10 protein-coding genes are annotated in these 12391 nt (G+C 74.2%); 6 read left to right on the top strand and 4 right to left on the bottom strand.

Annotated features, from left to right (window positions below; all coding sequences use genetic code 11):
* Positions 1 to 16: 16 nt before the first annotated feature.
* Complete coding sequence (lnt, locus tag AC0B9F_RS23840) at positions 17 to 1666, bottom strand: apolipoprotein N-acyltransferase (RefSeq protein ID WP_472005800.1); 1650 nt, start codon at positions 1664 to 1666, stop codon at positions 17 to 19.
* Between the two features lie 423 nt (positions 1667 to 2089).
* Here lnt and AC0B9F_RS23835 point away from each other — a divergent pair, with 423 nt between their 5' ends.
* The gene (locus AC0B9F_RS23835) at positions 2090 to 3094 is read left to right on the top strand and encodes an O-antigen ligase family protein (RefSeq protein WP_472005797.1); all 1005 of its coding nucleotides are present in this window, start codon (positions 2090 to 2092) and stop codon (positions 3092 to 3094) included.
* A gap of 137 nt (positions 3095 to 3231) precedes the next feature.
* Here AC0B9F_RS23835 and AC0B9F_RS23830 read toward each other — a convergent pair whose 3' ends face one another.
* Together AC0B9F_RS23830 and AC0B9F_RS23825 are read right to left on the bottom strand one after the other, a co-directional pair.
* Positions 3232 to 3780, bottom strand: a complete 549-nt coding sequence (locus tag AC0B9F_RS23830; RefSeq protein WP_472005795.1) for a hypothetical protein — start codon at positions 3778 to 3780, stop codon at positions 3232 to 3234.
* Positions 3781 to 3872: 92 nt separating this feature from the next.
* Positions 3873 to 4658, bottom strand: coding sequence for a glutamate racemase (locus tag AC0B9F_RS23825; protein WP_472005793.1), 786 nt, complete (start codon positions 4656 to 4658; stop codon positions 3873 to 3875).
* Between the two features lie 69 nt (positions 4659 to 4727).
* On the opposite strand from AC0B9F_RS23825, the gene AC0B9F_RS23820 reads away from it, so the two are divergent.
* Positions 4728 to 5891: a glycosyltransferase gene (locus AC0B9F_RS23820; RefSeq protein WP_472006120.1), complete on the top strand. Its 1164-nt coding sequence runs from the start codon at positions 4728 to 4730 to the stop codon at positions 5889 to 5891.
* A 15-nt stretch (positions 5892 to 5906) separates the two neighbouring features.
* Here AC0B9F_RS23820 and AC0B9F_RS23815 read toward each other — a convergent pair whose 3' ends face one another.
* Positions 5907 to 7316, bottom strand: a complete 1410-nt coding sequence (locus tag AC0B9F_RS23815; RefSeq protein WP_472006118.1) for a TerD family protein — start codon at positions 7314 to 7316, stop codon at positions 5907 to 5909.
* 305 nt (positions 7317 to 7621) lie between these two features.
* On the opposite strand from AC0B9F_RS23815, the gene AC0B9F_RS23810 reads away from it, so the two are divergent.
* The 4 genes from AC0B9F_RS23810 (at position 7622) to AC0B9F_RS23795 (ending at position 12384) form a co-directional block, all read left to right on the top strand.
* Entirely contained in the window at positions 7622 to 8056 is a 435-nt protein-coding gene (locus AC0B9F_RS23810; protein ID WP_472005791.1) for a DUF6643 family protein, read from the top strand.
* Positions 8057 to 8096: 40 nt separating this feature from the next.
* Positions 8097 to 8933 carry an MOSC domain-containing protein gene (locus AC0B9F_RS23805; RefSeq protein ID WP_472005789.1) on the top strand — a complete coding sequence of 279 codons (837 nt, stop codon included), beginning with the start codon at positions 8097 to 8099 and terminating at the stop codon, positions 8931 to 8933.
* Between the two features lie 256 nt (positions 8934 to 9189).
* Positions 9190 to 9795: an Rv1733c family protein gene (locus AC0B9F_RS23800; RefSeq protein WP_472006116.1), complete on the top strand. Its 606-nt coding sequence runs from the start codon at positions 9190 to 9192 to the stop codon at positions 9793 to 9795.
* 153 nt (positions 9796 to 9948) lie between these two features.
* Complete coding sequence (locus AC0B9F_RS23795) at positions 9949 to 12384, top strand: right-handed parallel beta-helix repeat-containing protein (RefSeq protein WP_472005787.1); 2436 nt, start codon at positions 9949 to 9951, stop codon at positions 12382 to 12384.
* Positions 12385 to 12391 lie beyond the last annotated feature (7 nt).

Here is a 12391-nt window from a genome sequence, read left to right as displayed (position 1 = left end):
CGGGCCGGCCCGCGCGTCACCCTGCGGAGTCGGTGGACGTACGGCGGGCGTACGGCGGCACGTCACCGGCGCGCCGCCCGCGCACGCCGGCGCCGATCGCCCAGCCGAGACCGGCGGCCGCGAGGAGCACCAGGGCGATCTCGGGCGCCACGCCCAGTTCGGTCGCGGGCGTCGTGGAGGAGCGCAGCGGGATCTTCTGGACCAGCGAGTCCGCGACGAACATGCCGGTCCTCTGGGTGATCCTGCCGTCCGGCATGATGATCGCGCTGACGCCGCTGGTCACCGGTACGGTGACGGTGCGGCTGTGCTCGACGGCCCGTACCCGGGACATGGCGAGCTGCTGGTAGGTCATCTCGCTGCGGTCGAAGGTGGCGTTGTTGCTCGGCACGGAGATCATCTGCGCCCCGTGCGTGACGGTGTCGCGCACCGCCCAGTCGAAGGCGGCCTCGTAGCAGGTGGCGATCCCGACCTTGGTGCCGTGCATGGTGAAGACGCCCGGCTCGGTGCCGGGGGTGAAGTCCTGCCGGGCCATCGCGGTCCAGTCGCTGTTGATCGCGCCGACCAGCGACCGCAGGGGCAGGAACTCGCCGAACGGCTGGGTGCGGCGCTTGTCGTACGTCTGGGTGGGGCCCTTGGCGGGGTCCCACAGGATCTGCTCGTTGTACAGCTTGCCGTCCCGCTCGACGACGCTGCCGACGGAGACGGGGACGCCGACGGCCTTGACGGCCTGGTCGATGACGTAGGCCGCGTCCGCGTAGGCGAAGGGGTCGAGGTCGGAGGAGTTCTCCGGCCACAGGACGAAGTCGGGCCTGGGCTGCTTGCCCGCCTTGATCTCGGCCGCGAGCCGCTCGGTCTCGCGTGCGTGGTAGTCGAGCACGGCCCGGCGCTGGGAGTTGAAGTCCAGGCCGAGACGCGGGACGTTGCCCTGGACGAGGGCCACGGTCGCCGTGCCGTCCTCGGCCCGGTCGCTCACCAGGGTGCGCGCGGCCAGCGCCCCCGCCACGGGGACGGCCATGCTCAGCAGGGCCGCCGACGCGGCGCCGCGCCGCAGCACGCGCATGCGGCGCCCCTCCAGGAGGAGCCGTACGGTCTCGTACAGGCCGAAACCGCACAGCACGACCGCGAAGCCGAGGACCGGGGTGCCGCCCACCGCCGCCAGCGGCAGGAAGACGCCGTCCGCCTGACCGAAGGCGATCTTGCCCCAGGGGAAACCGCCGAACGGCACACGCGCGCGTGCCGCCTCGCCCGCGATCCATACCGCAGCCGCCCACACGGGCGAGGCCGGCAGCCGCGAGACCGCGGCGATGCCCACGCCGACCAGGGCGACGAACAGGGCCTCCACCGCGCACAGCGCCAGCCAGGGCAGCGAGCCGACCTCGACGCCGGTCCACACCAGCAGCGGGAGCAGGAAGCCGAGGCCGAAGAGGTAGCCGAGGCCGAGCGCCGCCTTCCAGCTGCGTCCGCGCAGCACCCAGCCGAGGCCCGCGAAGGCCGGCAGGGCCAGCCACCACAGGGTGCGGGGCGGGAAGCTCACGTACAGCAGCACTCCGCAGAGCACCGCCGCGACGGCCGGGACGAGGCGTTTCAGGCGCGCGCCGCGGGCGGGGGACGCGCTGTCGGGGTCCAGCTGGTCCGCGTGGCCCACGGATGTTGCGGTGACGGTCACTCGGGGAGTGTACGGCGGGTGACCTCGGCGTTGACAGCGCCGGCCGTCCGGTGGGCCGTTCCCGTCGGCCCCGCCCGGGGCTAAGGCCGGCGGCAACCGTCCGCGGACCGGACCGGCATCCGGAGGGCATCGTCCCTGCGTATCCGCGTATTCGGGCTCCCGCGGTTTCCCGTATCCGGGTTCCCGCGGTCCCGTATCCGGGTGCCCGAGGGTCCCGCCCCTGCGTGCTTGCCTGTCTGCGCACAACTCCTCCACAAACCGGCCATCAGCCGTTACGGTGTGCCCCAGTCCCGGCGACGCGGCCGGGCGCGGGTCGGGGGCGACCGGGTGCGGGGGGACGGGGTGGAGTCCACGGCGAGAACGTCGTCCGGGGGCGGTCCGGAACCGGACGAGGACAGAGGAAACGTTTCTGATGCGGCGGGGATGGTGCTCCTCGGCGCCTGCTCCGCGTGGTCGCTGATCACGGCGGGCCTGCACGACGGGCGCCCCGAGGGCGTGCTGCTCGCGGTGCTGGCGGTGGCGGCGGGCTGTGCCGCCGGGCGGATCTGCGGAGCGCTGCTCCCGGTGGCCGCGCCCGGTGCCGCGGCGGTGGCCGGGCTCGCTCTGGTGGCGACCACGCCGGGCCTGGCGGCGAGCCCGCAGATCAGCGCGCCACTCGGGCACGCGGGCGCGACGTCCGCGGTCCTGACGCTGTCCGCGGGCGCCGCGTGCTGTGCCGCCTGGGCGTCCACCGCACCGGCCGTGCGGCTGGCGCTGCGGCTGCTGGCGGCCGGGACCGCGGCGACCGCGGCGGCGGTCGGTTCGACCGCGGGCGTCCTCGGCTGCACGGCGGTGCTGCTCTCCTCGCTGGCCGCCGGCCGGATGCGGCACCGCGGGCTGGGCGTCGCCGGCCTGGCCGCGGCCGCCGCCGCGGTGACCGGCGCCGTGGGGGCGATCGCCGCCGGAGCGCTGCCGGCCGGCCCGGCCGCCGCTCTGGAGGGCGCGCTCTCACCGCACCGGGTGCTGCTGTGGCGGGACGCCCTGGGGCTCGCGGGCGACGACGCGGTGTCCGGGGTCGGTCCCGGCCGCTTCGGGGACCTCAGCCAGGCAGCGGCTCAGGCGCTGCCGCCTGACGGACGACCGCACTCGGCGCCCTTGCAGCAGGCGGCGGAGCAGGGCGTGGTCGGGGTGGCGCTGCTGGCGGCGGTGTTCGGCTGGGTGCTGTTCGCGCTGTGGCGCTCGCGGCGGCCCACCGCGCTCGTGCTGACTGCGGGCGCGACCCTGACCGCGCTCGCGGCGATCGCCTCGATGAGCAACGCGCTCAGCTTCACGGCGGTGTCCGTGGGTGCGGGCCTGGTGGCCGGAGTGGCGACAGCGAGGCCCCTGACGGAGGAGACCCGGCAGACCCCACCTGCCGCACAGCAGCGGAGCGACCGGCTGGTCGGGTGAGCGTCAACGGCGGTCCGGCCGGCGGCAACGCACGCACGCGTGGGCCCCCGTACGACAAAAGCCGGGGCTCCACGCGCGTGGAGCCCCGGCTTTTGTCGTACGGGCCTTTCAGGTGACCCTCCGTCCACAGCGGAGCGTCACCGCAGTGCGCCCGGGGACGTCGGCCGCAGCCGGTCGCGGATCATCCGGACCGCGGCCTCCGCGTTGTCCACGGTGATGGTGAACGTGTGCCCGTCCCACAGCCGCAGCACCACGCCCTCGCCGCGGCGCACGACCACGGCCGTGCCCTTCTCGGGCCGCCACCGGTAGCCCCAGCCGCCCCAGTGGCGCGGGGTGACGTGCGGGGCGACCTCGGCGCCCGCGATGAGGTCGAGGGGGATGCGCCGGCGGGGCAGACCGATGTGGCCGCAGCGCACCTCGAGGCACTCGGGGTCGAGCTTGAGGTCGACGTGCACGAAGGCGAGAGTGCCGAAGACGACGAGCAGGCCGGCGGCGATGCAGCCCACGACGGCCATGACGAGCGCGGTGACCCCGGAGGTCCAGGCCGAGTCCACGGCGAGCTGGACACCGAGGGCCACGCAGGCGACTCCCACCAGGGCCAGCAGCCACTGGATGCGATTCGTGGCACGTCCGTGCCAGACCACGGGCTGCGGGGTGTCGGCGTCGCGGAGGCGGTGGTCCCTCATGCCTTGAGGGTACTCAGGTTTCGCTGTGCGGGTACCGGGTCGCAGACAGTGACTGCTCCGGCGGGGTGCGCCGCCCTCCGGCGACGGTTTCCCTACGACGCGGGGCTGACCGCCGGCAGCAGCCTGCCCTCCTCGTAGGCCAGCGCGGCCTGCGGCAGCACGCCCTCGCGGCCGCTGAGCAGCACCGTGAGCGTGCCGACGGCGGGCGCCTCGGGTGCCGGGAGCTCCCCCATCCGGCGCAGCGCCTGCGCGGCCACCGCCTCGGCGGAGCCCCGCAGCGCCGGCTGGGGGCGGCCGGGCCGCTGGACGGCGGCGCGGATGCGGCCCGCGACGAGTTCGTAGTGGGTACAGCCCAGGACGACGGTCGTGACGTCCTCGGGCGTGAGGGCCGCCGCCGCGGCGACGGCGGCGTCGATGGCCGTCTCGTCCGCGTGCTCGACGGCCTCGGCGAGACCCCAGCAGGGCACTTCCGCGACCGGGACGCCGTCGGCGAAGTCGCGGATGAGTCCTCGCTGGTAGTCGCTGCCGGTGGTGGCGGGCGTCGCCCAGATCGCGACGTGCCCGCCGCCGGCCGCGGCCGGCTTGATCGCGGGGACCGTGCCGATGACCGGGATCCCGGGCTCCAGCAGGGCCCGCAGCGCGGGCAGCGCGTGCACGGTCGCGGTGTTGCAGCCGACGATCAGGGCGTCGGGCCGATGCGCGGCCGCGGCCTCGGCGACGGCGACGGCGCGCGTGGTGAGGTCCTGCGGCGTGCGCGGCCCCCAGGGCATGCCGTCCGGGTCGAGGGAGAGCACGAGATCGGCGTCGGGGCGCAGGCGCCGTACCGCGGCGGTGGCCGCCAGCAGCCCGATTCCGGAGTCCATGAGCGCGATCTTCACCCGGCCACGATAGACGATGGCCTCCGCCGGGCCGTCCCGGTGGGGCACACTGCGCAGGTGAGCGCCTTCGTGTGGATCGCCGCCGTGTCCCTCGCCGCCTGGCTGTGGCTGCTGCTGTCGCAGGGCATGTTCTGGCGCACGGACGTGCGCCTGCCGCCGCGCCGGGAGCCACGCGCGTGGCCGTCGGTCTGCGTCGTCGTACCCGCGCGTGACGAGGCGGAAGTGCTGCCCCGTAGCCTGCCGTCGCTGCTGGCGCAGGACTATCCGGGGCGGGCGGAGGTCTTCCTGGTGGACGACGGCAGCTCGGACGGTACCGGGGCGCTCGCGCGGGAGCTGGCCGAGCGCTGCGGCGGGCTGCCGCTGACCGTCGGCTCACCGGGTGAGCCGCCCGCAGGCTGGACGGGGAAGTTGTGGGCGGTGCGGCACGGCATCGCGCTGGCACGCGCGCGTGAGCCCGAGTACCTGCTGCTGACGGACGCGGACATCGCGCACGCCCCGGACAGCCTGCGCGGCCTGGTCTCGGCCGCGCGGAGCGGAGGCTTCGACGTCGTGTCGCAGATGGCGCGGCTGCGCGTGGAGAGCCTGTGGGAGCGGCTGGTGGTGCCGGCGTTCGTCTACTTCTTCGCGCAGCTGTATCCGTTCCGCTGGATCGGGCGCAGGGGCGGGCGTACGGCCGCCGCGGCGGGCGGCTGTGTGCTGCTGCGCACCGAGACGGCCGTGCGGGCCCGGATCCCGGACGCCATCCGGCACGCCGTCATCGACGACGTCGCCCTCGCCCGCGCGGTGAAGAGGGGCGGCGGGCACATCTGGCTCGGCCTGGCGGAGTCCGTGGACAGTGTGCGGCCCTACCCGCGGCTGCACGACCTGTGGCGGATGGTGTCACGCAGCGCCTACGCGCAACTGCGGCACAACCCCCTGCTGCTGCTCGGCACGGTCGCCGGGCTCGCCCTGGTCTACCTGGTGCCGCCGGTGGCGCTGATCGCGGGCCTGGCCACGGGCGACGGTGCGCTCCCGCTGCTCGGCGGCGCCGCGTGGCTGATGATGACCGGGACGTATGTGCCGATGCTCCGGTACTACCGGCAGCCGCTGTGGCTCGCTCCCCTGCTGCCGTTCACCGCGTTCCTGTACCTGCTGATGACGGTCGACTCGGCGGTGCAGCACTACCGGGGGCGCGGTGCGGCCTGGAAGGGCCGCACCTACGCGCGCCCGGACACCGTGCCCGAGGAGGGCTGACGCCCTGCCGGCGCCCTACTTGCGGCCCGGGGTCCAGTTCATGCCCCAGCCGTAGACGCGGTCGACGGTCCGCTGCGGGCTCACCCCTCGGTCGGGCACCAGGTAGCGGGCCTCGCGCTGGACGACGAGGTCGCCGCCGGTGTTGGTGATCAGCGCGAGCGCGCACACGGGCGAGGGGACGGTGCACTCGTCGAGGGAGAACTCGATCGGTGCGCCGTACTGTGGCTGGAGCGTGACCGTGGCGTGCAGGTCGGCGAACGAGCGGGCGCCCTCGTAGATGGTGACGAAGACGAGGATGCGCCGGAAGTCCCGCGTGCGGTCGAGATTGACGGTGAGGTTCTCGCCGCTCTCCACCGCTCCGGTGCGGTCGTCGCCGTCGAGGTGGATGTACGGCGGCCGGTGAAGGTCGCCGAAGGCGTTGCCGAGGGCCTGGACGACGCCCTTGCTGCCGTCGGCGAGTTCGTACAGGGCGCACAGGTCGAGATCGAGGTCGTTGTGCAGGGCGACGGCCCGTTCGCGCTTGCTGCCCCACCCGGCGAACTGCTTGCGCACCTGCCAGTTGAGGTTGACGCGCAGGGACCCCGAGGTGCCGCCCTGTTTGGTGAGCGAGACGGCCGGCGCGGCCTTGGTGAGCGTCACCTTGCTCAGCCGGACGGGCTGCGCGGGGGCGGCGCCGGCGGGCGGCGGAGGGGGCGGCGGGGTGCCGTAGGAGGGCGGGGGCGGCGGCGTGCCGTAGGAGGGCGGAGGCGGGGGCGTGCCGTAGGTGGGGGCAGGGGGAGGCGTGCCGTGGCCGGGCGCGGCGCCCGGCGGGGGCATGGTCACCGGGGGCGCGGGCGTCGCCGCGGCCGGCCACGGGTTCGGCGGTGGGGACGTGGGCCGGGTCGCCTGCGGCGCGGGAGCGCGCTGCGGTTCGTCGACCGTGATGCCGAAGTCCGTGGCCAGGCCCTCGAGTCCGCTGCTGTAGCCCTGCCCGACGGCACGGAACTTCCAGGCGCCCTGGCGGCGGTAGAACTCGCCGAGCACGAAGGCCGTCTCGACGCTCGCGCCGGTGCTGTCGAAGCGGGCGACCACACCGCCCCGCGCGGCGTCGCGCACCTCGATGTACAGGCCGGGCACCTGGCCGAAGGCGCCCCCGTCGGCGGATGCGGCGAGGACGATCCGCTCGATCGCGCCCTCCACGCGCGCGAGGTCGACCAGGAGCGTGTCGGTCACCCGGTCGCCGGCCTGCCGCTTGCCCTCGTGCCGGACGGCGCCGGAAGGGTGGGCGGGCTGGTTGTAGAAGACGAAGTCGCCGTCGGAGCGCACCTTCGCGCCGGCCAGGAGCAGTGCGGAGGCGTCCGCGTCGGGTACGCCGGGGCCCGGTCGCCAGCCGAGTTCGACGTGCAGCGCCGTGGTCGGCACCGGCGTGTTCGATCCTTTTGCCATTGACATGTCAGCCCCCATCAGTGATCACCACTCCGGGCCGCTCACCGGCGATCACGGTGCGTCATGCGACCGCAGTGTTCCGGCCGCTGCCGAGCTCCCTCAGGGTCCCATCCGAGGTGACAGGGCACAGCCCGTCAACCGCCGGTAACCCACTGGGAACTCGCGCTTTACAGGAATATCGCCGTCGTCGCTGCCCCTTTTTCCCACGTTCGCTCGGATTGGGGATCGGTGGTCACTCAGGGCACGCAAAACAACCCTCTTATCGGTCTCCCCAACCAGCACATCGTGGGCTTAACTTATGTGCCATGACCTCCCCCCGCTCCACTTATGGTGGCGGCTACTACTCCGCCTCTTTCCCGGACACCCCGATCTACGACTCCCTCGTGGCCGAACGAGGCACCCCGCAGATCGCCCCGATCCGGGTCCCCGCCGCGTACGACGCGCCCGGCAGCCAGCTGCCCGCGCTGCCGTCCGCCCTGCCCGCCCTCCCGGCGGCGCCGTCCCAGCCCTCCTACGGCTACCCGCACATGCAGCAGCCCGCCCCGCTGCAGCAGGCGCCCACGGCCTACATCCCGCAGCAGGCCACCGCGCCGCGCGGCTACCCCGGCCAGTACCCGCAGCAGCCCCGCCCGGCGGCGCCGCAGAACATGGGCTACGAGGCGATGCGCCCCGCGGCTCCCCGGCCCGCCCCGGCGCCGTACCAGGATCCGTACAACAACCAGCAGTACCGCGGCTACTGACCGCCGCGAGGATGCCGGTGCCTCCTGGCAGGATGACCCCATGGGGAACGCGGAACTGCTGTCCATACACGTCCATCCGGTCAAGGCGTTCCGGAGCCTGTCGCTCCGGGAAGCCGTCGTGGAGCCCTGGGGGCTGACCGGAGACCGGCGCTGGGTGCTGATCGACAACGGGGGAAAGGTCGTCACCCAGCGCGAACAGCCGCGCCTCGCCCTGGCCGCCGCCGAGCCCGTGCCCGGCGTCGGCGTCCTGCTGTCCGCGCCCGGCCTCGACCCGCTGACGGTCACCGTCCCGGACGCGGCCGGCACGGTGACCGCGGACATCTTCGGCGACAAGGTCGAGGCGGTGCCCGCCGACGCCGCCGCCCACGCCTGGTGCAGCTCCTACCTCGGCGAGGACGTGCGCCTGGTCCACATGGACGACCCGGCCACGCGCCGCCCGGTCGATCCCGACTACGCCTCGCCCGGTGAGACCGTCTCGTTCGCCGACGGCTTCCCGCTGCTGCTCACCACCACCGCGTCCCTGGACGCCCTCAACTCCCTGCTGGCGCAGGGCGCGTACGCCCACGAGGGCCCGCTGCCCATGAACCGCTTCCGGCCCAACGTCGTCGTGTCGGGCACCGAGCCGTGGGCCGAGGACGGCTGGACCGGCATCGCGATCGGCGACGTCGTCCTGCGCGTGGCCAAGCCGAGCGGCCGCTGCGTCGTGACCACCACCGACCAGGACACCGCCGTACGCGGCAAGGAGCCTCTGCGCACGCTCGGCCGGCACCGCCGCTTCGGCAAGCAGCTCGTGTTCGGCCAGAACCTGGTGCCCCTCTCCCCGGGCACCATCCGGGTCGGCGACCCGGTGCGCGTGCTCGACGGCTCTCCCCGCTGACCCGGTTCTCTCCCGACCCGGCTCTCCGCCTCGCCTCCTGCCCCGGCTCTCACCCCCCCGGCCCCACGACCTCCATCTGGGTCCGGCTGGATCCGGCGCCCGCGGGGAACCCTTCGCCGGGGCCCGCTCGTTGGGAGGATGAGAGGTTCCTGAGGACCGCCGGTGGGAGGTGATTTCCCTCTCTCTTCCACCGGGTTCTCCGGTGGGCGGCTCCGGACGGAGTTATCACGGAGCGGGAAGGGGGTGCGGGACGATGGTGCGAGCGATCCGCGGGCTGTGGCGCTGGCGGCGCAATCCGTTGCGCCGCGGGACGGATCTGGCGGAGGCCTGGCTGAGCCTGACGGCCCTGCTGCTGATCCTTGTCGTCGCGCCCGTGGCCGGCGCCCTCGCCGGGAGGGCCGCCGACGGCGCCCTGCAGCAGTCGGTGCGCGACCAACGGCACACACGCCACGAGGTGGCGGCCACCGTGGACCACGAGGTGGAGCGCGCCCCCGTGGAGGCGAACCCCGACCTGGCCGCCGGGCGCGACACCCGCAGCCGGGTCCTGGCCGACTGGCGGGGACCGGACGGCAGCGCGCACCACGGCCCGATCATGACGACGCTGAAGTCCCCGCGTCCCGGCGACCACTTCGCGATATGGACGGACCCGCACGGCGACCTCGCCGCCCGTCCCCTGGACTCCACCACCGCGGCCACGCACGCCGTGCTCGCCGGCGTCGGCACGGCCCTGGCCGTGGGCGGTCTGATCGAGGCGGTCAGACGGCTGATCGTCTGGCGCATGGTCCGCCGCCGCTACGCCCGCTGGGACCGCGCCTGGCTGCGGGCGGGCCCGGACTGGGGCCGGACCGGCGCCGGCAGCTGACCGCGTTCCGCCTCCGGTCAACTCACCGGCCCCGCGCACGCTACGGTGGACCGGCCGAGCTCTTCGGCAACATCCCGCGTGTGAGGGAGCCGCAGGGGCGCGCCCCGACGGCGAACGAGCCACAGTACGACGAGGTGGGGGCACAGCAACGCCATGGCACAGGGCACGGTCCAGGTGACGCACACCGGCACATCGAGGTGGCGGCGCCGCACGGGTGAGTACGCGTCGCTCGCCGCCGCCCTGGAGGCCGCGACCGACGGGGACGTCCTCACCATCGCCCCCGGCACCTACCGGGAGAACCTCGTCGTGCAGCGGGCGGTGACGCTGCGCGGCCCGGAGGGCTCGCCGGGCAGTGTGCGCATCGCGCCCCTCGACGGAGTGCCGCTGACGGTGCGGGCCTCGGCCGTGGTGCAGGACCTGCACGTGGAGGGCCAGGACGCGGCGGCGCCCGCCCTGCTGGTCGAGGAGGGCACGCCGGAGCTCAAGGACATCCGGATCGTGACCCGTTCGGCGGCCGGGGTGGAGGTCCGCGGCGGCGCGCGGCCCACCGTGCGGCGGCTGACCGTGGACAACCCGGCCGGTGTCGGCATCGCCGTCGTCGACGGTGGCGGCGGGGTGTTCGAGGACTGCGAGGTGGTCGCCGCCGGGCAGGCGGGCGTCGCGGTGCGCGGCGGCGCCCATCCGCGGCTGGAGCGCTGCCGCGTCCACCACGCCTCCGGCGCCGGACTGTCCGCGACCGGCGACGGCTCCGCGCTGGAGGCGGTGGGGTGCGAGATCTACGAGGTGCGCGGCACCGGGGTGCAGATCACCGGCCGGGCCACCGCCCACCTCACCGACTGCGACGTGCACCGCACCACCGCGGACGGGATCACGCTGGACACCGACGCGGTGGTCACCCTGGCCGACTGCCGGCTGCACGACATCCCCGAGAACGCGGTCGATCTGCGCTCGCGTTCGGTGCTCACGCTCACCCGCACGTCGGTGCGGCAGTTCGGCCGCAACGGCCTGTCGGTGTGGGACCCGGGGACCCGGGTGGACGCCAACCAGTGCGAGATCTTCGACAGCACGGGGGACTACCCGGCCGTGTGGGTGAGCGACGGCGCGACGGCCGTACTGGACTCCTGCCGGGTGCACGACGTCCCCGACGCGCTGTTCGTCCTCGACCGGGGTTCGCGCGTGGACGTCGTCGACAGCGACCTGTTCCAGGTGCGCAACACCGCCGTGTCGGTCAGCGACGGCGCCACCGCGCAGCTCGACGACTGCCGGATCCGGGACGCGGCGACCGGGGCGTGGTTCCGCGACCACGGCAGCGGCGGCACGCTCAACTCCTGCACGGTGGCGGGCACCCAGACAGGCGTGATCGTCACCAAGGGCGCTGACCCGACGGTCGAGCGGTGCACGGTCGACTCCCCCACCGAGGCCGGTTTCTACGTCTCGGCGGGCGGCCGCGGCAGCTTCCTCGGCTGCCGGGTGTCGGGCAGCGACGGCTACGGCTTCCATGTGATCGACGGCTGCCGCACGACGCTGAGGAAGTGCCGCACGGAGCGCTGCGCGCGTGGGGGCTTCGAGTTCGCCGACGCCGGCCCGGACGCCGGTTCGGGGACCGGCCCGCTGGTGGAGGACTGCACCAGCGACGAGAGCGCGAGCCTGCGGCCGCCGGCGGTGCTGGAGACGGCCGTGCAGTCGGTGAGCGGCTCGACGGGACTGCTGGGCGCGGTCCCGGACCAGCGCGCCGTCGCTCCTGAGCCGCCCGCCGCCGAGGAGGCCGTACAGTCGGCGCGCACCAGCAAGGACGTGCTCGGGGAACTCGACGCGCTGGTGGGCCTGGAGAACGTCAAGCGGGAGGTCCGCGCGCTCACCGACATGATCGAGGTGGGCCGGCGCCGCCGGGAGGCCGGACTGAAGGCCGCCTCCGCCAAACGGCATCTGGTGTTCACCGGCTCCCCCGGCACGGGCAAGACGACGGTCGCCCGCCTGTACGGCGAGATCCTCGCCTCCCTCGGTGTGCTGGACAAGGGCCACCTGGTGGAGGTGTCCCGCGTCGATCTGGTCGGCGAGCACATCGGCTCCACGGCGATCCGCACCCAGGAGGCGTTCCAGCGGGCGCGCGGCGGTGTGCTGTTCATCGACGAGGCGTACGCGCTCTCCCCCGAGGACGGCGGCCGCGACTTCGGCAAGGAGGCCATCGACACGCTGGTGAAGCTGATGGAGGACCACCGTGACGCCGTGGTGGTGATCGTCGCCGGCTACACCGCGGAGATGGAACGCTTCCTGTCCGTCAACCCGGGCGTAGCCTCCCGTTTCTCACGGACGATCACCTTCGGCGACTACGGCCCCGACGAGCTGCTGCGGATCGTGGAGCAGCAGGCGGAAGAGCACGAGTACCGGCTGGCGCCGGGCACGGCCGAGTCGCTGCTGAAGTACTTCACGGCGATCCCCAAGGGCCCGGCCTTCGGTAACGGGCGTACGGCCCGGCAGACGTTCGAGGCGATGGTGGAACGGCACGCCGGCCGGGTGGCACAGCTGGCCCAGCCGGACACCGACGACCTGACCCTGCTGTACCCGGAGGACCTGCCGGATCTGCCCTGACACCACC

This window comes from Streptomyces sp. NPDC097129 (genome assembly GCF_055668065.1).
This window is presented reverse-complemented; position numbering and strand designations above follow the sequence as displayed.

Bases quoted from the DNA above. Each gene is read 5' to 3' on its own strand.
- AC0B9F_RS23835 (WP_472005797.1), top strand. From the start codon at position 2,090: ATGGTGCTCCTCGGCGCCTGCTCCGCGTGGTCGCTGATCACGGCGGGC.
- AC0B9F_RS23830 (WP_472005795.1), bottom strand. From the start codon at position 3,780: ATGAGGGACCACCGCCTCCGCGACGCCGACACCCCGCAGCCCGTGGTC.
- AC0B9F_RS23815 (WP_472006118.1), bottom strand. From the start codon at position 7,316: ATGGCAAAAGGATCGAACACGCCGGTGCCGACCACGGCGCTGCACGTC.
- AC0B9F_RS23810 (WP_472005791.1), top strand. From the start codon at position 7,622: ATGACCTCCCCCCGCTCCACTTATGGTGGCGGCTACTACTCCGCCTCT.
- AC0B9F_RS23805 (WP_472005789.1), top strand. From the start codon at position 8,097: ATGGGGAACGCGGAACTGCTGTCCATACACGTCCATCCGGTCAAGGCG.
- AC0B9F_RS23795 (WP_472005787.1), top strand. From the start codon at position 9,949: ATGGCACAGGGCACGGTCCAGGTGACGCACACCGGCACATCGAGGTGG.